Annotated in this window: 21 protein-coding genes; all 21 read left to right on the top strand. The window is 39.5% G+C overall.

What is annotated here, in order from left to right; genetic code table 11:
• The first annotated feature begins 282 nt into the window (after positions 1–282).
• The 21 genes from GZH31_RS13315 to GZH31_RS13215 all read left to right on the top strand — a co-directional run bounded on the left by GZH31_RS13315 (position 283) and on the right by GZH31_RS13215 (position 24,077).
• Positions 283–1,647 (top strand): PhoH family protein, encoded by a 1,365-nt coding sequence (locus tag GZH31_RS13315; protein ID WP_180311082.1) that lies wholly within the window; start codon positions 283–285, stop codon positions 1,645–1,647.
• On the top strand, positions 1,647–3,029 hold the full coding sequence (locus tag GZH31_RS13310) for a PhoH family protein (protein WP_016708262.1): 1,383 nt from the start codon (positions 1,647–1,649) through the stop codon (positions 3,027–3,029). The genes GZH31_RS13315 and GZH31_RS13310 overlap by 1 nt, the downstream gene beginning before the upstream one ends.
• A 194-nt stretch (positions 3,030–3,223) precedes the next feature.
• Positions 3,224–3,586, top strand: coding sequence for a hypothetical protein (locus GZH31_RS13305; RefSeq protein WP_016708261.1), 363 nt, complete (start codon positions 3,224–3,226; stop codon positions 3,584–3,586).
• A 208-nt stretch (positions 3,587–3,794) separates the two neighbouring features.
• Positions 3,795–4,832 carry a hypothetical protein gene (locus GZH31_RS13300; RefSeq protein WP_016708260.1) on the top strand — a complete coding sequence of 346 codons (1,038 nt, stop codon included), beginning with the start codon at positions 3,795–3,797 and terminating at the stop codon, positions 4,830–4,832.
• Positions 4,829–5,146 carry a hypothetical protein gene (locus tag GZH31_RS13295; protein ID WP_045979610.1) on the top strand — a complete coding sequence of 106 codons (318 nt, stop codon included), beginning with the start codon at positions 4,829–4,831 and terminating at the stop codon, positions 5,144–5,146. The genes GZH31_RS13300 and GZH31_RS13295 overlap by 4 nt, the downstream gene beginning before the upstream one ends.
• 13 nt (positions 5,147–5,159) lie before the next feature.
• The gene (locus GZH31_RS13290) at positions 5,160–5,507 is read left to right on the top strand and encodes a hypothetical protein (RefSeq protein WP_045979609.1); all 348 of its coding nucleotides are present in this window, start codon (positions 5,160–5,162) and stop codon (positions 5,505–5,507) included.
• A 156-nt stretch (positions 5,508–5,663) separates the two neighbouring features.
• A complete protein-coding gene (locus tag GZH31_RS13285) occupies positions 5,664–6,017 on the top strand; it encodes a hypothetical protein (RefSeq protein WP_074988940.1) in 354 nt (117 codons plus the stop codon).
• Positions 6,018–6,124: 107 nt separating this feature from the next.
• Positions 6,125–6,622, top strand: a complete 498-nt coding sequence (locus GZH31_RS13280; RefSeq protein ID WP_016708256.1) for a DUF411 domain-containing protein — start codon at positions 6,125–6,127, stop codon at positions 6,620–6,622.
• Positions 6,622–8,049 (top strand): TolC family protein, encoded by a 1,428-nt coding sequence (locus GZH31_RS13275; RefSeq protein WP_016708255.1) that lies wholly within the window; start codon positions 6,622–6,624, stop codon positions 8,047–8,049. Before GZH31_RS13280 ends, GZH31_RS13275 begins: the two co-directional genes overlap by 1 nt.
• Positions 8,049–9,806 (top strand): efflux RND transporter periplasmic adaptor subunit, encoded by a 1,758-nt coding sequence (locus GZH31_RS13270; RefSeq protein WP_016708254.1) that lies wholly within the window; start codon positions 8,049–8,051, stop codon positions 9,804–9,806. Before GZH31_RS13275 ends, GZH31_RS13270 begins: the two co-directional genes overlap by 1 nt.
• 15 nt (positions 9,807–9,821) lie before the next feature.
• Complete coding sequence (locus GZH31_RS13265; protein WP_074988939.1) at positions 9,822–12,986, top strand: efflux RND transporter permease subunit; 3,165 nt, start codon at positions 9,822–9,824, stop codon at positions 12,984–12,986.
• Positions 12,979–13,686, top strand: a complete 708-nt coding sequence (locus GZH31_RS13260; RefSeq protein WP_008109638.1) for a hypothetical protein — start codon at positions 12,979–12,981, stop codon at positions 13,684–13,686. The genes GZH31_RS13265 and GZH31_RS13260 overlap by 8 nt, the downstream gene beginning before the upstream one ends.
• The gene (locus GZH31_RS13255; protein WP_016708252.1) at positions 13,686–15,518 is read left to right on the top strand and encodes a 2Fe-2S iron-sulfur cluster-binding protein; all 1,833 of its coding nucleotides are present in this window, start codon (positions 13,686–13,688) and stop codon (positions 15,516–15,518) included. The genes GZH31_RS13260 and GZH31_RS13255 overlap by 1 nt, the downstream gene beginning before the upstream one ends.
• A gap of 24 nt (positions 15,519–15,542) precedes the next feature.
• Positions 15,543–15,890, top strand: coding sequence for a copper resistance CopC family protein (locus GZH31_RS13250; protein WP_016708251.1), 348 nt, complete (start codon positions 15,543–15,545; stop codon positions 15,888–15,890).
• An 18-nt stretch (positions 15,891–15,908) separates the two neighbouring features.
• Positions 15,909–16,796 carry a copper resistance D family protein gene (locus GZH31_RS13245; RefSeq protein WP_016708249.1) on the top strand — a complete coding sequence of 296 codons (888 nt, stop codon included), beginning with the start codon at positions 15,909–15,911 and terminating at the stop codon, positions 16,794–16,796.
• A 15-nt stretch (positions 16,797–16,811) separates the two neighbouring features.
• Positions 16,812–17,282, top strand: a complete 471-nt coding sequence (locus GZH31_RS13240; protein ID WP_016708248.1) for a DUF4440 domain-containing protein — start codon at positions 16,812–16,814, stop codon at positions 17,280–17,282.
• Positions 17,283–17,309: 27 nt separating this feature from the next.
• The gene (locus tag GZH31_RS13235; RefSeq protein WP_016708247.1) at positions 17,310–19,133 is read left to right on the top strand and encodes a copper resistance system multicopper oxidase; all 1,824 of its coding nucleotides are present in this window, start codon (positions 17,310–17,312) and stop codon (positions 19,131–19,133) included.
• On the top strand, positions 19,130–19,990 hold the full coding sequence (locus GZH31_RS13230; protein ID WP_016708246.1) for a copper resistance protein B: 861 nt from the start codon (positions 19,130–19,132) through the stop codon (positions 19,988–19,990). Before GZH31_RS13235 ends, GZH31_RS13230 begins: the two co-directional genes overlap by 4 nt.
• Before the next feature lie 573 nt (positions 19,991–20,563).
• A complete protein-coding gene (locus GZH31_RS13225) occupies positions 20,564–21,022 on the top strand; it encodes a hypothetical protein (RefSeq protein WP_257473660.1) in 459 nt (152 codons plus the stop codon).
• Between the two features lie 296 nt (positions 21,023–21,318).
• Positions 21,319–21,732: a MerR family transcriptional regulator gene (locus tag GZH31_RS13220; RefSeq protein ID WP_016708244.1), complete on the top strand. Its 414-nt coding sequence runs from the start codon at positions 21,319–21,321 to the stop codon at positions 21,730–21,732.
• Between the two features lie 101 nt (positions 21,733–21,833).
• Complete coding sequence (locus GZH31_RS13215) at positions 21,834–24,077, top strand: heavy metal translocating P-type ATPase (protein ID WP_016708243.1); 2,244 nt, start codon at positions 21,834–21,836, stop codon at positions 24,075–24,077.

The following is a 24,077-nucleotide window of genomic DNA, read 5'->3' as shown; positions in this document are numbered from 1 at the left end:
AAGAAAAAGGCGGCTATGTTACCTGTAACATCAGGCTACTTCAAGGCAGTAAACTCGCCGCACACAATTAAATTTAGTCAACCTTTTTAAGTCAATATTACAGGTAAGTTTTGTATGTATTTTAACCACTTAAATAATTGTAATTTTGGCTGTCATAAAAAGGACTTTTGCTGCAAATAGACTAAACTGAGTATATACCTAACAAATAAATAACCGCTTTAATCGCTGCTTGTTTAGTTAATTGGGTATAGCATAAAAATCATAAAACGTAAGGAAAGTGCTATGGAAAAAGCTTCGAACCTTGATAGTAAAATGTATGTGCTCGATACCAATGTCTTACTCCACGAACCCCTCGCTTATTTATCTTTTCAAGAACACGATGTTGTTGTCCCGATGACCGTATTAGAAGAGCTCGATCATATAAAGGATAGAAAACATGATGTTAGCCGTGATGCCCGTGTTGCAATTCGTGGTTTGGATGAAATACTCAAAGACGCCTCACCAGAGCAAATGTTGCAAGGTGTCGCGTTGCCAAGTAATAAAAAGGCGAAAACAGAGTCTCGCGGTCGTTTAATTATTGTCAATGACCATTTATTTGCCGATAGCATTTCAGGGTTACCAGGCAACGAAAATGATCACCGCATAATTAACTGCGCGGTACATTTACAAAAACAGCACAGTGATAGCAAAGTTGTGCTAGTTACCAAAGACATCAACATGCGCCTTAAAGCGAAAGGAGCAGGGCTGAAGTTTGTTGAAGACTATCGCACAGACCAATTAATTGATGATATTGCGCTATTAACTAGCGGCTACAAAAAAATAGAAGGTGATTTTTGGCAACATGTCGGTGAGTGTGAAACTGAGCAACAAGGACGCGACACTTACCATCATATAGCAAAGAGTACCATAAGTGATGTGTTTTATAACGAGTATATACTTGATAGCAGCGACCATTTTGCGGCACGAGTAAAAAGCTACGACGATAAAACCATTACTTTAAAAGACATTAGTGTCGAACGTCTAATGAACCAAACTGCGTGGGGCGTTAAGCCAAAAAATGTGTACCAAGGCATGGCGCTTGATGCTTTACTAGACCCAAGTATTGAACTGGTTATTTTAACCGGCCCTGCAGGCTGTGGTAAAACTCTACTTGCCCTTGCCAGCGCACTTGAAATGATTATTGAAAAAGGCATTTACGATAAAGTTATCGTAACCCGAAATACCCCCGAAATAGCTGAATCAATAGGCTTTTTACCTGGTACCGAAGAAGAGAAAATGGCCCCTTGGCTTGCTGCCATAACCGATACCCTAGAAGTGTTACACAAAGGCGATGAAAACCCGGTATCTAGTCGCAACTACATTATGGAAAAAGCCAACATGCAGTTTAAGTCGGTTAACTTTATGCGAGGAAGAAGTATTCAAAATGCCGTGGTGATATTACAACCCCGAATTGGGGGTATTTTAAAGTTTTTACCCCCTTGTTTTTATTGGCCTGTAGAAAAAGTAAAAAGAATTTCCAAAAAAATTGATTACCTTAGCTACTCTGAGCAGTCTCTCAACAATAAACCTTTACTCAAAATTTGTAATTTACAAGAAAAGTACAACACAAAGCCTAGCAACGATTCAATCTTTTGGGAGGCTGCGTAATGAAAAGCTCTATTGATAATCGAAATCCTCGTGTACTAGACACATCTGCATTAGTACATGATCCAAAATCTATTTTTAGCTACAAAGATGATATTTACATCTGTCTAACTGTCCTTGAAGAGCTTGATAACCTGAAAGAAAGAACTAATAAATCGGTAAGTGCCGATGCCCGTATGTGCATTAGAATGCTTGAAGACATTATAAATGGACATACAGCCGAGGAAATGGAAATAGGTATTCCTTTACCATCTACCGAAACAGCCCAGAGAGGAAAGCTTTTCATTGGAATTGACACTCAATTGGATCTGGCTAAGGAGTTAAAGCACGGGATAGGAAGTGATGCTGATAACAGAATAATTAATTATGCTTTATATCTTCAAAAAGAACTCAATAAAGACGTAACAATTGTTAGCCGTGATATTAATATGCGATTGAAAGCTCGAACAGTTGGGGTTAGGGCTGAGGACGTTGCCGTAGATAATCAAATATCAGATATTGATCTTTTATACACAGGAGTACAGGCTTTTGAAGGCGATCTTTTTGATCGAATTGAATCAGATAAAGATTTCAAAGTCTCAGGAGAGGTTTATACATTCCCAATAAGCTTGTTCAACGATGAAGTTCAGCCAAACATGTATTGGTACGATGAAGCCGGACACATTGGCCGGATTTCAGAAGTAACAGATACTGAGGTATACACAAAATTATTGCCGCGTAAGCAAGAAAAGATATGGGGCATATTGCCTAAAAACCAGCGTCAGGCGGTAGCTTTAAGCCAATTAACAGACACTTACTATGATTTAAATATCATCCTTGGTCCTGCTGGCTCCGGAAAAACTTTTTTGGCAGTTGCTTCGGCGCTGCATCAAGTATTGGAGTTGAAAAAGTACAAAAAAATCGTTGTGGTGCGCTCCAGAGACTTTATGGACGACGATCCGGGATTCTTACCGGGGGATTTAACTGAAAAATCAATGCCTCTTCTGGCAGGTATTACTGACGCATTAATTTCGATGCACTCGGATGATAATCATGAAGGAAATATTCACGCTACAGTTGAACATGTGATCGAAAGAGCTAATATAGAATTTACCAGTATGGCTTATTTTCGTGGCCGTTCAATAGACGATGCTGTTTTAATAATTGATGAAGCACAAAATATGACCCGTGCTCAAATTAAAGGAATGCTTAGTCGCGGTGGCAAAAATTGTCGGACAATCGTATTGGGCAACCTAGCCCAGATTGACGATAAGTTTGTAACACCTGCTTCTTCTGGTGCAAGTGCGGCTGTTAATGTGTTTCGTCATTATGAAAAAGGATCAGTGCTGATTTTTGATGAAGTAGAGCGTAGTAGCTTGGCTGAATTCACTGAAAAGAATATGTAGGCATCAAACTACCATTCACATTTCCTTATAATATTGCGACAATGGCCACTGCTTTTTGCAGTGGCTTTTCAGAGAAGCCCGTTCCCACGAAAACAGGACGAAATGGATTTACTCTGAACTAAAAGATTAAATATTCACATAAAAACTGAGTGACATAGGTGCGTGGCCTAGCGTTGCCGTTTTTTGGTGTATTGATGTCTTTTAAAAAAGAAGACCTGCTAGTAAATATAAAAAGGCAGGCAAAACGATTATCTAAATTATTAACTATTCCCCTTGGACAAGCCCAAGAAGGGGCAGCTATTTGTCTATATGGCTGTGACAGTTACAGCGATTTACTAGTAAAAATAAAAGCTGAATCCTTTGACAACCCATTGATAGCACTGTCTGCACTCTCACCAAACTCGGAAATATTTTTAGTAAAAATATTAGCTAGCCACCTAGATAGCATTATTGGAAATTTTGAAAAAAAATTTCCCGGCTCCAATATAAATGAAGAGATGGTCGTATCCTTGTTTGGGCTTAGCTTTTCAGAGTTCAAACTCAAAATATCTACCTAAAGTTGTACAAATACGTAAGTTGTCATTTTGTTTTTTGGCGATATTATAATAAGAAGGCTGAACGGACAGCCTACGCCTACACATGTTTTTCGCCTTGAAAAACGTGAACAGTGAAGCGGAGCATCCGTAAAAATTTGGTTATTTGAACAATAAATAAAGCAATGTGTTGGTAGGCCATTGTTTATTAGAAAGTTGTTTGGAGAACTAAATGATCTCACTTTATCAATTAAAGAATAAACTCAATAAACAAGCAAAAGAGTTTGCTGAGTTATTAGAGTTTCCTGATCTTTACGCCCAAGGCCTGTGGGCTAGAGGTGTTTATAACTGCCCTCATTTTTCTGATACCCATAATAGCCTCACTGAAGCATTTGAACAGAAAAAACTGGATTCAATTCTAAAGCACGATTCCCTGAAATACTTAATGATCAATGAATACGATGATCAAGAAATTATTGAATCGCTTCATAAAGAAATTGAGTCAATGGCAAACCGTATTGAAAGCCTGATGCTGGTAGATATCGAAACATTAGAGTTAGTTTCAGTGATATACCAAGTATTAGGGTTGCCAGAAGATGCCAAGTTTATTGTAAACACTGGTGCTGACTTTAGGCTGGAGTGGCGACCATATTTCGATGCTTTTGATGATCCGTTGATAGTTCAATATGCAGATTTAAAAGTTCATGGTTGTTATTTCAGGCTCATAGCTTCAAAGTTTCCGGTTGAAAAGCTTTCCTTGAATGACATTAAAAAATACATGTACATCAATCATGTAAACCATGATAGTGAGTTCGAAGGCTGTATTTCTGAAGGAAATACATTTTCTAAGCATGAGCACTGGCTGGTGTTGACACTTGAATTATTCCGTAGCGGCAAAGTAAATAAGGCTCAGTTCAATCCAACAACCTTCAAAATCGAAGGTATGCGCTATTTGGTATATGGCTTCCCACTGATTCCTTCCTTTGTATCTGATTGGCACAAACCTGATTTATGTCTACAGGTTAAAAATCTAGATGGTGATCAAAAGTTCATTGTTCGTATCGATCAGCAAGCTCTTGTTTTCCATGCACGACGTGTCGATACCAATTTTTTTAACACCATCGATTATGAAAAATATATTTCGTTGTATCAGTCTAGCGTTCTGTCACATTTTGATGCTGACAACAATTTACTAAAAGTTAATGGAGTTAAGTACCTTAGTTTTTTCCGCCCGTTTTGCCTAGAAGATAAGAAGGAAGCAAAAGCATGAGACCAAGAGTAAAACTAACTAACGCAACACTTATCTCAATTAAATCTGACTTAGAAGATAAGGTTGAACAGGTGCTTTACGCTACTTTTGCTGAGGATAGTAAGAACGGTAAAAAAGGTGAGGCTTTGTTTTCCACGAAAGTCATGGAAGTAAACGGTCTTGAATATAGAACTTTTGGTGCTGACTTTTATATCTTAGATGCAGAACCCCAAAAGTTTGATGTAGATGTATTTGAGTTCAATTTAATGCATGAGTGTATGTACTCTCCAAATGAGCTATTAGAGTTGCGAGAAATGCTCCCTGCTGGCTATTAGTAGGGAGTAACAAATGGACAAAACATATTTAAAGGATGCTTACATACTCTCGGTCTATGACTATAAAGACTTTGAAAAATCATTTCTTGGGGAGTTTTTGTCAGGGGTTGTTATTGACGATGAAACATTCAGATTTCGGCCATTTGAGCAAATGGTAACTTCAAAGATTGTTAGCAAATCTGCTGATGAGGATAAGTTAGAAATATACACACATAGTGAGAGTTGTTATGTGATTGATGCTGACCATAAGTTAATTGATATTTCGTTTGTTGAACTGGTTGTTATGAGGGCGGGAGCTTATTCGGTAGATCGAGTTTTAGAAATGAGAGAGCAACTTAAGTCTCAAAATAAAAGCCATTGAATAACGAAGATAAGAAGTCTGATGAGATTATTATTTGTCACTTACCTCTTTGAAAAAGTTGACGTTAGTCAAATATTCATAAATGTTTACATGACATCAATTTACTTATTCGAAAATTTGTATTAGCATAGACATGTATATTTTTATGAGAATTTTATGTCTAAAGCATTTTCAAAAGTCTTAGTGATAACGCTTATGCTGTTTGCCTTTGTAGGGCAAGCATTTGCGTATTCTGCTATGCCTTGCGAAATGTCATCAGGTTCTCATGAATCACACATGAACATGAACATGGATCATGGTGATATGAATAAAAGCAGTAATGGTCAATCAGAAGATTGTTGTGACGTTGAATGTATTTGTCCTGCAAATGCTTGCTCATCTACGACAGTCCTAAATTCCAGTGTTGACTCGACAGATATTCAAATATTGAGTGAATCTGTAGCTGCTATGCAATCTAAACAACCTCATTCAATTTCCACTTCCCTTTATCGTCCACCAATTTTTGCCTAATACAGGATTAGTGCGTCCAAATTTCGCACACATGTAATTAATTTTTCTGTTAGTCAATATAGCGTCGTAGCGCTATAGCTATTTTCCAGCGACGTCTGGGGGCAAAAATGATCAATAAGTATTTAAAAATAGCAGTTGTAATGCTGCTTTCACCTGCGTTTGCAAACGCTAATGAACATAAGCATGCACACAATAACGACGTAACACCTTTGGAGTTAATCGTTTATAAAACCCCAACTTGTGGGTGTTGTAAAAAATGGATAACTCATATTGAAGACAAAGGGATCGTTGCGCATTCCAAAGATTTCCGAAACATCGGCAACATCAAAACTAAGTATGGTATCAAACCTAATTACCGTTCATGCCACACGGCAGTGAGTAGAAATGGGTTTGCCTTTGAAGGTCATGTACCGGCTAAGTTTATTCAGCAGTTCTTGTCAGAAGAGCACCCCAATGCGATTGGATTATCTGTCCCAGCAATGCCTGTTGGCTCTCCGGGTATGGAAGTCGGCGACCGCTTTATGTCATATAACGTATTAATTTTATTTAAAGATGGAACGAGTAAAGTATATGCAGAAGTTAAGGCTTATGAGGAGCAATTCTAATGAGATTAAATGTTTCAAGCCTTACTCTACTTTCAACTTCGCTAATGCTCGGCTTGTCTGTATTCTCAGCTCAAGCTGAGAAAGTAGTGTCACTTGAACAAGCTATCACCTTGGCTCAGCAAAATGATCCTTGGCTTCATGGGAGTCGGTTAAAACAAAGCGCGGTTGAAAATAGAAGTATCGCTTCAGGTACTTTGCCTGACCCCAAAGTATCACTAGGGATAATGAATTTACCAACAGATACTTGGGACTTAGATCAGGAAGGAATGACTCAACTAAAGGTTGGTGTTTCTCAAATGTTTCCTAGAGGTGATAGTTTAAAGATTAAACAAGAGCAATTAAAAATTGAGTCAACGAAATTTCCACTGCTACGAGAGGATCGTAAGGCTAAACTGATAAGCCAAGTATCACAGTTATGGTTAGATGCTTACTTAGCCCAACAAACCATTAAATTGATTGAAGCGGATTGGGCGCTCTTTGAGCAGATGGCGGAAGTTACTAAAGCTAGCTACTCAAATGTTGTTGGTAAAACCAGACAACAAGATGTTATTCGTGCTCAATTGGAAATCGTGCAGTTAGATGACCGATTAACTTCGCAAAAGCAGAAACTAGAAACAACAATCGCTCGCCTTAATGAGTGGCTTCATATCTACGATGCTGCTGGCTTGAATGAATCATTCAACTTTGATACGCAACCATTAGAGTTTAGGGTTTCTAAAAAGTTGCCTACAATTCATTTGAACAATTCAACAGTCCTAAAAGCATCTAATTACTCAAGAAATCTATTGGCTCAGGAGCTTTCGAATCACCCAGCCATACTTGCAATTGATATAAAACGCAAAGCTTCAGAAAAAGCAGTTGAGTTAGCTAAACAGCAATATGAGCCGCAATGGGGTGTTAATGCTAGTTATGCCTATCGTGACAATATGCCCTCTGGTGATAGCCGAGCTGATTTATTTTCTGTTGGAGTAACGTTTGATTTACCCTTGTTCACCGAGAACAGACAAGATAAGCAAGTTGCAGCTTCTATTGCAGATTCAGAGACTATTAAAACCGAGAAACTATTACTGACAAAGCAAATGATCAGTATGGTGGAAAAGGAGCTTAGACAGCTTAAGCGTTTATCTGATAGGCAATCTATCTATCAAGAACAACTCCTTAAACAAACTCATGACCAAGCAGAAGCGTCATTGACAGCTTACACAAATGATGATGGCGATTTTGCCGAAGTTGTTCGAGCAAGAATCGCAGAATTAAATGCCAGAATATCAGCCTTAAGAATTGATGTTGACGCACTTAAAACAGTTGCTCGTATCAACTATTTCTTTGCGCATTCTCAATCTAATTCAAATGCTGAACATAAGTCGATGCAAACTTCACACAAAACTAATCAGCACTTATCCAATCAGCAATTTGGAGAAAAATAATGTCAACGAATACTAAAACAATTATTGCCATCATCATTGGTGCTGCACTAGGTGCTGGAGCATTAAGTTTATATCAAGGTACAGGTTCAAGCGGTAATGGCAATGAAGCTACATCAGGAGAGAAAAAACCGCTGTATTGGGTTGCACCGATGGATTCTAATTACCGTCGTGACAAGCCCGGTAAGTCGCCTATGGGTATGGATTTAATTCCTGTGTATGAAGAAGGATCATCTGGTGATGACTTTGGCCCCGGAGCCGTAAAAATCGCGCCTCATGTAGTGAATAATCTTGGGGTTCGCACTGCTCCTGTTGAGCTTAAAAATATGCATACTGAAATATCAACCGTAGGTTACGTTCAATATGATGAAGATAAGCTAATTCACATCCATCCACGTGTAGATGGTTGGATAGAAAAGCTCTACGTCAAAGCCGCAGGTAATCCTGTTGAGAAAGGGCAGCCTCTATATACACTATATTCTCCTCAGCTAGTTAACGCGCAAGAAGAACTATTAATAGCTATAAAGCGCAATAATAGTTCCTTAATTGCGGCGGCCAAAGATCGGCTTAAAGCGTTACAGCTTTCAGCAGACTTTATTCAAAAGCTAGAAAAGACACGAAAGGTTCAGCAAAACATCACCTTTTACTCCCCTCAGGCAGGTGTTGTTGATGGTTTGAAGATTAGAGAGGGTTTTTATGTAAAGCCGGGAAACACCATATTAAGCATTGGTCAGCTAGATCAAGTTTGGGTTGAAGCAGAAGTGTTTGAACGTGACGCAGCCTTAATTAAAGAGGGACTTCCTGTATCAATGACACTTGACTATTTACCCGGTGAGGACTGGGCTGGTGTCGTTGATTATGTCTATCCAACCTTGAACAGTAAAACACGCACACTCAGAGTGAGGTTGAAGTTTGACAACCCTGACTATCAATTAAAACCAAACATGTTCGCACAAGTCTCTATTCACGCTAATCAAGCTGATAGCACCATACTTGTGCCTAAAGAAGCTGTTATTCGAACAGGTAAACAAGACAGAGTTGTACTTGCGTTAGGGGATGGCCAGTTTAAATCTATTGAAGTGACTATTGGCCGTGTTGATATCGATAGTATCGAAATCTTAGAGGGCCTTAATGAAGATGATGTTGTGGTGACATCAGCTCAATTCTTGATTGATTCTGAATCAAGTAAAAGCTCTGACTTTAAACGAATGACTCACGATGAAGTGCCCAACTCTGTTTGGATGCAAGGAGATGTTAATAGTGTTATGACTGGGCATCGCATGGTTAATATCAGTCACGGCCCCGCTGAAGCTTGGGATTGGCCTGAGATGGTTATGGATTTTACTGTGGCTGAAAAAGTTGATATTGACTCATTAAAGTCTGGTCAATCTTTGCACTTTGAGGTGAGTAAAACCGAAGATGGTGGATATGAAATTACTGGAATTCATATCATGAGTGAGTCTGCTGATATGAGTGAAGAAGTATCTTTTGCAACAGTATCAGGTCTAATCAATGCGATTAATGTTGATACGCGTATTCTAAATATTAGCCGAGGCCCAATAGAGAAATGGGATAGACCTGCTGCGACGATGGATTTTATAGTCGCGGACAATATAGAAATAGTTGATTTCAATGTTGGTGATAACGTCACTTTCACTTTTGAGGTGAGAAATAATTTGGTTATCACTGAAATCTATCTTGAATCAAATGAGCAACTAAAGCATGAACCTAAAAGTGCTGTTGACCATTCAAATCATTAAGTTAGGAGATAAATAATGATTGAATCAATTATTAGGTGGTCGATAGGTAATCGCTTTTTTGTCATCTTAGCTACCTTAATTTTGATTGGTGGTGGGTTATTCTCAATTAAAAATACACCAGTTGATGCATTACCAGATCTTTCTGATGTTCAAGTGATAATTAAAACGAATTATCCCGGTCAGGCACCACAAGTAGTGCAAGATCAAGTTACTTACCCTTTAACAACAGCAATGCTGTCAGTTCCGGGGGCTATTACAGTTCGGGGGTATTCATTTTTTGGAGACTCCTTTGTTTATGTCATCTTTGATGAAGACACCGATTTATATTGGGCAAGGAGCAGAGTACTTGAATATTTAAGTCAAGTAGCCCCTTCGCTACCTGCTACCGCACGCCCACAACTAGGACCTGACGCCACAGGCGTTGGCTGGGTTTATTTATATTCCCTTGTAGACAAAACGGGCAGCTTAGATATTAGCCAATTGCGTAGTATTCAAGATTGGTTCTTAAAATATGAATTGCAAACTGTACCGGGAGTTTCTGAGGTTGCTGCTGTTGGTGGCATGGTTAAACAATATCAAATACAAGTCGATCCCGATAAATTAAGAGCCTACGGTATACCACTTAGTCACATTCAAATGGCACTTAAACGTGGTAACCAAGAAACAGGTGCCTCAGTTGTTGAAATGGCGGAAGCAGAGTACATGGTTACCGCAACTGGCTATATCAAAAGTATTTCCGACATAGAGTTGATCCCTCTTGGTGTTAACGCACAAGGAACCCCGCTTACCATTGGCGATGTGGCGGAAGTCAACCTAGGTCCACAAATGAGACGAGGCATTGCTGAACTAAATGGTGAAGGAGAAGTCGTTGGTGGTGTTGTTGTTATGCGCTTTGGTGAAAACGCACAAAAAACTATTGATGGAGTAAAAGCCAAATTAGAAGAGTTAAAAAAAGGTTTACCCGAAGGAGTTGAAATAGTTACGGTTTATGATCGCTCTGGCTTAATAGGAGAGGCGGTAGAAAACCTATGGAGTAAATTGCTCGAAGAGCTTGCTGTCGTCGCGATTGTATGTGTTGCATTTCTGTTTCATTTGCGATCTTCGATTGTTGCAGTTGTCACTCTACCTATTGGCATCTTAGCTTCATTTATCATCATGCATATGCAAGGTATCAATGCGAATATTATGTCATTAGGTGGTATCGCTATTGCAATTGGTGCGATGACAGATGGCGCAATAGTGATGATTGAAAATATGCATAAGCATATGGAAAAGACACCGCTAACGGATGAAAATCGTTGGCAAATAGTCTCGAAAGCTGCAAGTGAAGTCGGTCCAGCACTATTTTTTAGTTTGCTCATCATTACAGTCTCATTCTTGCCAGTATTTATTTTGGAAGCGCAAGAAGGAAGAATGTTTTCTCCACTTGCTTACACAAAAACATATGCAATGGCCGCATCAGCAGGCTTAGCGATAACATTAGTTCCTGTTTTAATGGGGTATTTTATTCGAGGAAAAATTGTTTCAGAAAAGAAAAACCCTTTAAACAGACTGCTTATTGCTATCTACATGCCTGTTTTAAAGCAAGTTATGAAGTTTCCTAAATCGACAATAGTAGCAGCAATATTAGTGACGATTGTTGGTTTTTGGCCTGTCGATAAAATTGGTAGTGAATTTATTCCTCCTTTAGACGAAGGCGATCTTATGTATATGCCGACTACCTATCCGGGAATTTCCATTGGTAAGGCAAGAGAAATTCTACAGCAGACAGACAAGCTAATTAAAACAGTGCCAGAAGTTGAAACAGTATTTGGTAAAGTAGGAAGAGCTGAAACTGCAACTGATCCCGCGCCTCTAACTATGATTGAGACCTTCATTCAGTTGAAGCCTCAAGAAGAGTGGCGTGAGGGAGTTACAACAGAATCTCTAAAAGCTGAGTTTGATAAGTTGGTTAAGTTTCCGGGCTTGACGAATGCTTGGGTTATGCCAATCAAAACTCGTATTGATATGTTGGCAACAGGTATTAAAACGCCAGTAGGTATTAAAGTAGCAGGAGCTGATTTAAATACGATTCAAGAGATAGGGCAACAAATAGAGCAATTGTTACCAGAGGTGACAGGAACCGCTTCAGTTTATTCTGAACGAGTTGCAGGTGGACGATATATCAAAGTTGATATTTCTCGTGAGAAAGCAAGTCGTTTTGGATTAAACATCGATGACGTACAACAAGTAGTTTCAACTGCTATTGGTGGGATGAATGTCACTCAAACAGTAGAAGGTCAAGAGCGTTATCCTGTCAACTTGCGATACCCACAAGATTATCGTGACTCTCCAGAGCAGTTGTCGCGCTTGCCTGTTGTCACTCCAAATGGACAACGCATCGCACTAGGTGACGTAGCTGAAATAAAAGTAGAAGTAGGCCCTCCGGGGATCAAGAGTGAAAATGCACGTATTAATGGTTGGACGTTCATTGATATAGAGGGCGTTGACGTAGGTACTTATGTTGAAAGTGCAAAAGAGCATTTAGCTAAAAATCTTATATTACCAGCAGGTTATTCGATTACTTGGGCTGGTCAATACGAATATATGGAAAGAGCCAAAGCCAAGCTTACTTACGTTGTTCCATTGACGCTCGCCATTATTGTTATTTTGCTTTATTTGAACTTCAGAGCGTTTAGCGAAGTTGCGATCATCATTGTGACTTTACCGATGGCAATGATCGGTGGGTTATGGTTGATGTATTTAGAAGGGTTCAACTTCTCTGTAGCAGTTGGTGTAGGCTTTATTGCTCTGGCTGGAGTAGCTGTTGAGATTGGCGTAATAATGTTGGTATATCTCAATCAGGCGCTCGCTGAACTTAAGGAAAAAGCGAAAGAGCGAGCAGAACTCATCTCAGAAGATGAATATCAAGATGCCTTATTGCACGGTGCTGGATTACGTGTTCGTCCTGTAATGATGACAGTAGCGACAATCATTATCGGCCTAATGCCTATTTTATATGGTACAGGAACAGGCTCTGAGGTAATGAGTCGTATTGCTGCACCAATGGTAGGTGGGATGACAAGTGCAGTCCTGCTAACTCTAATTGTTTTACCCGCGATTTATTCAATCGTTAAAAAGCCCGAAGTAAACGCCTTTAACAAGGAACTTTCTAACTCGGAGCTAAAAAACAATGCTTAGAAAAGCTAGGAAGTACCATAAATGGCTAATGGCATTTGTAGGGATACAATTCCTTTTCTGGTCGATTACTGGTGTGTATATGGTGACTATGGATATTCACTATATACACGGCGAAACCTTGGCTAAGAGTGAGGAAGCCAAAATAGATTTAGCAAGTATGGATTACTCCATTGTAAAGCTAGCTGCGGATTATCCTAAAGCTAGCCAAGTTACACTTACTCAAAGTATGGGCCGTCCTTTGTATTCTTTTATTAATGGAGAAAATGGAAAAGTAGCAATAGATGCTAAAACTGGAGCTGTTCAGGCCCTTGTAGATGAAACCAAGGCTAAAGAAATCGCACAATACCATTATGTGCTGAATCATCAAATCGACAGCATAAGGTTGATTAAGTCAGCGACAAACTTGCCTGCTGAGTTGTCCCCAAGGCATTTACCTGTTTGGAGAGTGACGTTTGAGCAATTCTCCACACCGACATTTTATATAAGTCAACAAACAGGATCACTTGTTGCCAAGCGTCATGATTACTGGCGATTGTTTGATTGGATGTGGCGGTTCCACATTATGGATTACTATGATGGAGAAAACGTATCTAACTGGTTTTTGTTCTTGGTCGCAACTCTAGGTCTAATGGGAGCAATTACTGGCGCAGTATTGACTTATTACCGAGTGCTTTCCCCAAATAAAAAGAGAGTCATTTGATGCGACTATTTAAGTTAAATACAACGATACACAAGTGGCTTTCTTTATTTGTTGGTTTACAACTGCTTATTTGGTTGGGAACGGGCCTTTACTTCAATTTGATGGATCACAGTAAAGCCAGTGGTAATGAACTTAGAGTTCATTCTCATCATGAAGGTAGCATTACAGGCTTTGACCTATTCCCTATTAAAGACATTACTAGTAATGCTCCGCAGGAAGTAAACCTTATATGGGTTTTACATCAGCCTTACTATCATTTTGTGTTCGATAAGGGGCAGCATAGCTATCAAGAACGCCACTCAAAGCTATTTGATGCTGTAACAGGAAAGCCATTTAATTTGTCTGAAGAACAAGTACTAACTTTGGCAAAAAACTCCTACTCAGGACAGGGTAAGTTAACTACTCCAGTGTTATCTCAACCTCCGTTTTCTGATCACGTAAGGCAGCAAAATCCTATGTGGCAAGTTGCCGTTGAGGATGAGAACAATACAACTATTTATTTAGATAGTATTACAGGTCAAGTACTTCGCCATGCCAATGATGATTTCAGATTGAAAGATCTGATGATGAAGCTTCACTTTATGGACTATGGCAATTCTGGAGGATTTAACCATTGGTTGATCATTGCATTTGCTTTTGCAACGCTATTCCTTTCAATTACTGGTGTTACTTGGCTGATACAACAGTATCGAAGTGGTTTACTGAAGCTAGGTTGGGGCACTAACAGGCAAAAAGTGGCAGTGACGTTTTCCAATGAAAATACTATTACTGACATCTCAGCAGTTGGTCGCTCAACTGTATTAGAAGGGCTAGCTAGTTCACATGTATACCTTCCTTCAGGTTGCGGTGGTGGCGGTACTTGTGGCAAATGCGTGTTCTTAAGTTCAACTAAATTACCTATCACACTATCTGAACAGGAACATTTATCTCAGGAGCAACTTAAGGAAGGTTATCGGCTTGGATGTCAGCATAGGTTTTCTGAAATTAGTTCGATTGAAGTTAATACTGATCGCAATATTGAAAATCATGAGCTAGTTGTGGTTGCGACTAATTTCATTACTCCTTTTATCAAGGAAGTGAAATTTAAGCTGAAATCAGGCAAACAGTTGGCATTTAAAGCTGGTGCATATATGCAATTTGATGTGCCAGCAGGGATGAATAGCTTACGTCCAGATGATATGCCAGAGTGCTATGAAAAATACTGGGATAGCTACTATCATGGAAAATTTTCTCATAACGGTGTAACTCGCCACTACTCATTAGTTAACTTTGACGAGGAGTCTGATGAGTTAATGTTTAATATCCGTTGGCAGACCGCAAAGAATGGTTTTAAAGCAGGAATAGGTTCAAGTTATTTAGGTTCACTTCAAGTAGGTGAAACGATAACTGCAAGAGGCCCTTTTTCTGATTTTTATGCCACTTCAAATAAAAAAGTTAGTCGCGTGTTTATAGGTGCGGGTTCAGGACTTGCACCACTGAGGTCTATTATTTTTGAACAGTTGAAAAAGCATAAAGATAAAAGTGGTTTGACTCTTATCTATGGTGCGCGAACTGAAGATGACTTGCTATACCATAATGAATTGAAGTCACTGAGTGAGAAGCATAAAAACTTCTCTTATATTCCTACTCTTTCTAATCCTTCAGAAGAATGGCAAGGGCACTCAGGCTATGTTCAAAAAGTACTTCTGCCGTATATGAACCAAAAATCAGAACTACATTTGGCTGAGTTTTACTTATGCGGTCCAGAAGCAATGATGAGTGAAGTGGAAAAAATAATTATAGATGCTGGGATTCCAAGTAATCAAATTTTCAAAGATAAATTTAGTCGTTAATCCATTAAATAAATAGAGGTATATATGAAAACATTAATTAAACTTTTAACCATAATCAGTGTTGTTTTTAGTAGTGCAGTATTTGCACATGTGCATCTTGAAAAAAGCGTGCCTGCTGATAATGCAATGCTAATGAATACTCCAGAAAAATTGACATTGGGATTTAGCAAAGAGGTACGTGTAGTTAAAGTTACGTTGAAAAATAAAAAAGGTGAAAATATTAAATTTGACTTTAAACCATCAAAAGAAGCTTCCAGAGAGTTTTCATGGGAACTACCTAAATTAGCTCCAACAAACTATATCGTTGATGTGACCTATTTAGGTAAAGATGGACATAAAATGAAAGATAGCTTCGGCTTTATGGTTCATTAGTAAGGCTGTGTGATTGATATGGAAATGTATATCTGGAATACAGTCATTGTACTGTCAAAAATTGTATTTTACGTCGGCTTTGCCTGTATTGCCGGCTATACATTTTTCAGACAAATTTTTGAGCATAATGAATCTCATAGTAATGCTGTAATAGCGAATTTAACGTGGACAAGAACTTATATAGTTATGGCTTTGATCGCTAATATTACTTGGTTCTTTGCCAGTACTGGTGCAATGGCAGAAGAGGGAATTCAGGGGGCGATAGACGCTGATATATTGGCTATTATGTGGGACTCCTCTGTCGGCACTGGAGCTTTGCTTCGAGCGCTTGGGCTAGTTACCGCAATAATCGCTTTAGCTTTAAGGTTCAAATTCGCTGTGAACTCGTACTTAAAACAAAGCGCTTTAATGTTGAGTTTATTAATCCTTGCATACTCATTCACGTTACTGGGTCATATTTCTGAGTTAGGCACAATTGAAAAAGGCTTGCTTATTTTGCATGTGCTCGTTATGGCATGGTGGTTTGGGGCGTTATTGCCACTAAAACAGGCTTGCCATCAGCTAAGTTATGCAGAACTTCATTTGCTGATGGAAAGCTTTGGCAAACAAGCAAGTTTTACATTGAGCCTATTGTTGGTAGCAGGCCTCTGGCTCGTGATTCAATTGGTCGGAAGTCTTGATGCACTAATAAGCTCAAGTTACGGACAAACACTGTTGTTTAAATTGGCTCTTGTAGTGTCTATTTTGGCACTTGCTGCTAAACATAAACTAATACTCGTTCCACAACTTAAAAATAGTCAAGGCAGAGAGGCTTTATCTAAATCTATCTCGATAGAAATGGTAGTAGCTTTTGCCATTTTATCTGTAACGGCTGGGCTTACTAGTGTTGTTGGCCCTGCAAATTAAAACCTAAAAGAGAGAATGAAAATGAAAACAATAAATATATTACTCGTTTTATTAATGACGTTTAGTTTCGCAACAAACGCTCATGGTGATAAGAACAAAGACAAAGGTTTGTTTAAAGGTATAGATACCCCTGCCGCAAAAGTTGTTTTGGCATTTCATCAAGCACTTGAAACTGGCAATCAAAAACAGGCTAGAGCGCAGTTAGCGGATGATGTCACCATTTTCGAGGGAGGCCGCGTTGAAAGGAGCGCTGATGAATATGCTCATCATCATATGTTGTCGGATATGAAGTATTTAGCAGCGATGAAGAGCGACACACTTGAACATCAAGTGACGATACTTGGAAATACCGCTATCTCTGCGTCGCGCAGTCAAACTACAGGTACTCATAAAGGTGTTGAACGCGATTATCAAGGCATGGAAACGATGGTGCTGGAAAAACAAAATGGTGAATGGAAGATTAAGCACATTCATTGGTCACATTAATTTATTGGTCAAACAACGGAGAGTAAAATGAGAAACAACAATCCATTACATCAAGTTTCTACGCCACGTAGACGCTTTGTACAAGGATTAGCTGCTGGCGGTGTATTAGCTGCTTTTCCAAGTGTTCTTCATGCAGCTTCATCTTTGATTGCTGGAACTTCAACAGGTACTGCGCCCGAACTAAGTGGAGAAGTAATAGATTTAGTGATAGATGAGTCACCCGTAAACTTCACAGGTGTTGTAAGAATGGCTACAACAATCAATGGCTCAATACCAGCTCCTACCTTGCGCCTCAGAGAAGGTGATGACGTTACTATCAGGGTAACTAATAAATTATCAGTGCCGAGTTCAATTCATTGGCATGGGATCATTCTTCCGTATCAAATGGATGGCGTACCGGGTATTAGCTTTAAAGGTATAATGCCGGGTGAAACCTTTGTTTATAAATTTAAGCTGCAACAAAGCGGCACATATTGGTATCACTCACACAGTGGCTTTCAAGAAATGACAGGTATGTACGGCGCATTAATTATTGAGCCAAGAGAAAAGGATATTATTAGTGCTGACAATGAGCATGTCATTCAATTGTCTGATTGGACTGATGATGACCCAATGGATTTGTTTCGCAAGTTAAAAGTACAGAGCGATGTATTTAACTTTAATCAACCTACTGTTCCAGAGTTTTTTGATGACATTTCAAATAGCAGCGTTTCAAATGCGCTACAACGCCGGGAAATGTGGAATAAAATGAGAATGAACCCTACAGATCTTGCAGACTTATCAGCATCTGCAATGACTTTTTTAATGAATGGTTGTGCGCCTTTGACAAATTGGCGTGGAATGTTTAAAGCTGGCGAAAAGGTTAGGCTTAGATTTATTAACGGTTCTAGCAATACGTTTTTTGATGTAAGAATACCTGAGCTGAAGTTAACAGTTGTACAAGCTGATGGACAAAATGTTGAACCTGTGACAGTAGATGAATTTAGATTTGGTCCCGGTGAAACTTATGATGTACTTGTCGAGCCAAAAAATGATGCATATACGATTTTTGCACAAAGCATGGATCGCTCAGGTTATGCTAAAGGTACTTTATCAATGGCACCTAACGTTGATGCACCAGTACCTTCTTTAGACCCCGTTGAGTGGTTAACGATGACAGATATGATGGGCAATATGACCCATGATAGTGTGCATTCTACAATGGCTGATACGGCAGGTATGTCGGGCATGAATTCTAATAAAATGGATCATAGTGCAATGGGTCATGGAGCGATGGCAATGGATCATAGTAAACATGGAATGACTAAAAACCCATTAGCTGTTGCTAGCACTAAAGTGCGTCATGCAAAAACAGAGTATGGAGCTTCTGTTGATATGCGTGTTGATATGCCTAGAACAAACCTTGATGATCCCGGTATAGGTTTACGTAAAAATGGACGCCGTGTTTTAACACTTGCAGATTTACATTCTCTTGAGGGAATTACAAACCAGCAAGAGCCAGAGGCTGAAATTGAATTACATTTAACTGGAAACATGGAGCGTTATAGCTGGTCATTTGATGGTTTGGAATTTGGAAAAAGCACGCCAGTTCACATGAAGCATAATCAACGTTTAAGAGTTATTTTACAAAACGATACAATGATGACACATCCAATGCACCTGCATGGTATGTGGAGCGATTTGGAGAATGAAAAAGGTGATGTACAGGTTCGTCGCCATACTATCCCTGTACAACCAGCGCAAAGAATTAGTTTTTTAACAACACCTCATGACGTAGGTCGCTGGGCATGGCATTGCCATTTATTATTCCACATGGATGCAGGTATGTTTAGAGAGGTAGTTGTATCATGAGAAAATTAATACTAACCAATACGTTAAAACTATTATTAATAGGTTTGCCCCTTATAAGTGTATCTGTATCTGCAAAAGATGAGATGACTGAGATGGGTGATTCTAAAATGCAAGCACAAGGTGGAGATGCACCTAAAGATGCTAGAGACCCTCATGCTTATGCCGCAGGTACAACATTGACTGAAGGTCCTTATGCACTCAATAGCGACAAACGACTGACTTTGGCAGATGAGCATTCATTTTACGCGCTACTAGGGGATCGTCTTGAATATAATGAGCAAACAAACGCAGGTGTTTTTGACTTTCAGGCATGGTATGGCACTACTTTTGATAGATTAGTCATCAAAACTGAGGGAGATTTTAGCGAAGGTAATTTAGAGGAGAACCAAACAGATTTTCTATGGGGCCACGCAATATCTGCTTATTGGGATACACAAGTCGGTATTCGACTTGATTACAATAACGAAGGTGAAAACCGCAAATGGCTAGCTTTTGGTTTACAAGGTCTAGCCCCCTACTGGTTTGAAATTGATATGACTGCGTATTTAGGAGAGCAAGGTAATAGTGCATTTTCGATCGAAGCTGAGTATGAGCTATTACTTACTCAAAAGTTAATTGTTCAACCACGAGCAGAGTTGACGCTTTACGGTAAGGATGACGTCCAAAATAACCTTGGTAGTGGCTTATCTAGCAGTGCTATTGGTTTTCGGGTTCGTTATGAGTTTACCCGCCAGTTTGCTCCCTATGTTGGCGTTGAGTGGACAAATAAATTTGGTAATACAGCCGACTTTGCGAAGTTAAATGGGCAAAGTACGCGTGATACTGCTTTTGTTGCAGGTATCAAGTTCTGGCTCTGATGTGAAGAAATACTATATTGACTTGATGAGAGCTACCGCAACTATATTGATGGTAGCTTTCGTTTTTTGGGATTTAAACCATTTTAGTTATGTTAGAAAAGGCCTAGCTAATAGTTTTTTTGGAAAGAACTAAGAGCAGTAATAGTAAGCTACTTCTTGTTTTCAGTCGGTGCCAGTCTGGTGTATACCTATCAAGGTGGAATATCAGCTAAGAAGTAAAGTTGGCGAATGTTTAAGGTTAAAGAGTCAAGCCAAAAAACATCGCCATTGAAAGACGTACAATAGGCCATTTTATCACTTTTGATGAACGGGAATTGGGTGTGCTCGGGATAGAACCGATTGTTGCAAAGTACTGTGCTTAAAGCTGAACAATTGGAAAAATGATCCCTTACTCAATACCTAGTTATGAGCGTAGGGTTTTTATTTTTTTAATGGTGCTCATGCTTGGCTTCAATCTCATGAGTCTAAATTAGACACCCCTTTTATACTTGTTAAGTTTAAGCTGTTTAAAAAAGTAAAAAGTTTAGGTTTTAGTTCAAAGGTTGATCAAGATCATAAAATTATTTTTATAAAGTGGCTAATATTGTAGGAGCTAAAGAAGGAATGATAATGTTTGGACTTTTCAGGTGGTTTAAAATAGTGATAATAACTGTGTTGCTTACGCAGCATAGTTTTGCTACAGCTAAGCCAATGAATTGTGAAGAACATCAAAATGGATCTTCCGACACGCATATTATGCAACGAAGCAAAAATATTCACCATCAATCAATGAATGACAATAGTCACTATCACACTGTAAACTCGCAAGACTCTAAACACCGTCATGGTGATGAAGTCTGTGAAAAATGCAAAGCTAGTGATTGTGTTTGTTGTGAGGGGGGATTTTGTTCAAGCTTTCATTTAAATGCCTATCTTGTGCAAGCGCAAGAGGAAGGTATTTGCAATATTTACTCTGAGCTATTTCTACAGCGTACACCTCTACCAAAATCTGGTATCCATCTCTTACTTTATCGTCCACCAATTATTGGCTAATCACGGGATCAGTGCGTCTTTTTTTCGCCACTCCCATCAAAAATAGAATGACTTATTCATTGATTTAAATAATCAATTGTTTTGAACGATTAGTACGATATTTTGAAGGCACTATGAAAATTCTCAAACTATTGCCATTTACAGTACTTAATGCTGTCGATTTTGGCCGAGATTTCTCTTTTACCAAAAAATTAGTTTTTAGCTTATTCACTAGAATTAGTACTTGACCTGTGTCTTAGACACAGGTCTAAGCTGAAGATGAGAGTACAAACTTAGCTAAAAACTGAGGAGTGAATATGAAAGTTGCGGAGCTGGCAAAAAGCCTTGGAACGACTGCTGATACGGTGCGCTATTACACCAGATTAGGATTGTTAAAACCTGCTAAGTCAGTGAACGGCTACAAGTCATACTCGAATAAAGAAGTATCGAGACTTAAATTCATTTTAAGTGCCAGAAACCTTGGTTTTTCCGTTGCAGATATCAAGGAAATTATTAATGAATCTGAAGATGGTAAAAGTGCGTGCCCATTAGTCAGAAGCCTGATCAAAGAGCGGCTTGAAGAAACAGAAAAGCAGTTTCAAGCAATGTTGGCACTTCGAGGAAAAATGTCTTCTGCGCTTTCTCAGTGGGAAGAAATGGAAGACAAGGCACCGACTGCAAACATGGTTTGTCATCTCATCGAAAACTTTGAGCAAATTAAAAAAGCATAGGAGGAAAAAGGGTGGCTACTAACACAAATATAAAAACTGAATCAGGCTGTTGCTGTCAGGCAAAAGCTCAATCCTCTTCGTGTAAAACTAAGGAGAATACGTTGGAGAAAGTATCACATAACCAACAGCTTATCATTGAAGGCGCTGGGTGTGCTAGCTGTGTAGGCAAAATTGAAGGGGCGTTGAAGGCAACTCTTGGAGTCGTCAGTGCGGAAATGAATTTTGCTGATAGGACAGTAACAGTTTATGGGACAGCTAAAACAGAAGAATTGATCAAAGCTGTTGAGTCAGTGGGGTATAACGCGAAGCCAATTGATGATAGCTCAGCAACAGATGCGCTTGATGAGAAAGAGGCGGCGGATTGGGCATATTACAAAAAGCTAATGCGCGATACGTTTATTGCCCTTTCACTCGGCGTTCCTTTGATGATCTACAGCATTGTGGTTGGAGAAATGACGGTTGAAACAAACCTTGAACGCATGTCTTGGCTAGTTGTAGGCATTTTAACTTTTGGCGTTATGTATTTTTCAGGTAAGCATTTCTATGTAGGAGCATGGAAAAGCTTTAAAAACCACTCCGCTAATATGGACACTCTAATAGCTTTAGGAACAGGTACAGCTTGGGTGTATTCGATGGTTGTCGTGTTTGCACCTGACGCCGTTCCATTGATGGCACGACATGTCTATTTTGAAGCTACCGCCATGATCATTGGCTTAATTGATTTAGGTCTAGCATTAGAAATAAAAGCCAGAGGTAAAACCTCTGAGGCCATTAAACGTCTTATCGGCTTGCAGGCCAAAACGGCAACTGTAGTTCGTGATAATAAAGAGGTTCAGATAGGTATCGAACAGGTTTTGCTTCATGATGTTGTGAAAGTAAAGCCGGGTGAAAAAATTCCCGTGGATGGCGTTGTATTGGAAGGACACACCTCTATTGATGAGTCCATGCTGACAGGCGAACCTATGCCTGTTGAAAAAGCCGAAGAAGATGAGGTTGTCGCTGGTACTTTGAACAAATCAGGCATGATTTTATTTAGAGCGACACGCGTTGGTAAAGACACGGCGCTTGCACAGATCATCAATATGGTGAAACGAGCGCAAAATTCAAAACCGCCGATTGGCCGCTTGGCCGATGTTATTTCCGCCTATTTCGTTCCTGTAGTCATGATCATCTCGGTGTTAAGTGCGTTAGCATGGCTTAACTTTGGCCCTGAGCCAGCAATTGCTTTTGCTATCGTATCAGCAACTACTGTGCTTATTATTGCCTGCCCGTGTGCTTTAGGCTTGGCAACACCCATGTCTGTCATGGTCGGAGTAGGAAAAGCAGCAGAAGCCGGAGTACTTATTCGCAACGGTGAGGCACTGCAAACCGCCTCTAAAATCACTGCCATGATTTTAGATAAAACGGGCACTATTACTGAAGGGGCACCTAAGGTAACCGATATTGTTTTAGCAAAAGCTACTGACGAAAAAGACGTACTACAGCTTGCAGCAAGTTTAGAAAGCGGCTCAGAGCACCCTTTAGCGCAAGCGATTGTTGAAAGTGCTTTAGATAAGGATATTGAGTTACTAAAAATTGAATCGTTTAATGCTATTACGGGTTTTGGTGTAGAAGCAAACTGTAACAATAAAGTCCTGCTTTTTGGTAACGATAAACTAATGAAGTTAAAAGGCATAGACCTCACAGGCTTTGTTGGAAAAGCTCAGTCTTTAGCCAAAGAAGCCAAAACACCTATGTACTTTGCTGTAGATGGTGAACTTGCCGCAATCATTGCTGTCGCAGATCCCATTAAGTCAGACTCAATCTCTGCTATCAAACGGCTTCAGGCTAATGGTATACGCGTCATCATGTTAACAGGTGATAACAAGGAAACCGCTGCCGCTGTTGCCAAAAAAGCAGGTATTAGCGAATTTCTTGCTGAGGTGCTGCCAGAAGATAAAGCCAACAAGGTGAAAGAGCTACAAGGCAGTGGCGAAATTGTTGGTATGACAGGAGATGGCATCAACGATGCTCCTGCGCTAGCGTTAGCCGATGTTGGATTCGCCATAGGCACAGGGACTGATGTAGCTATCGAAAGTGCTGACATTACCCTAATGCGTGGTTCACTTCATGGCCTTGCCGATGCCATAGCGGTAAGCAAAGCTACTTTACGAAATATCAAACAAAACTTGTTTGGCGCGTTTGTCTATAACGTAGCCGGGATTCCTTTTGCTGCGGGGGTTCTATATCCCTTCTTTGGCATTCTGCTTAGCCCTGTAATTGCAGGTGCTGCAATGGCGTTTTCGTCATTGACTGTGGTGTCAAATGCAAATCGACTTCGCTTTTTTAAAGCAAAAGAGCATTAA

The sequence above is a fragment of the Pseudoalteromonas sp. JSTW genome, from assembly GCF_013423925.1.
Lineage (GTDB): Bacteria > Pseudomonadota > Gammaproteobacteria > Enterobacterales > Alteromonadaceae > Pseudoalteromonas > Pseudoalteromonas lipolytica.
The sequence above is the reverse complement of the archived record's forward strand: the minus strand, read 5'-3'. Positions and strand labels throughout refer to the sequence as shown.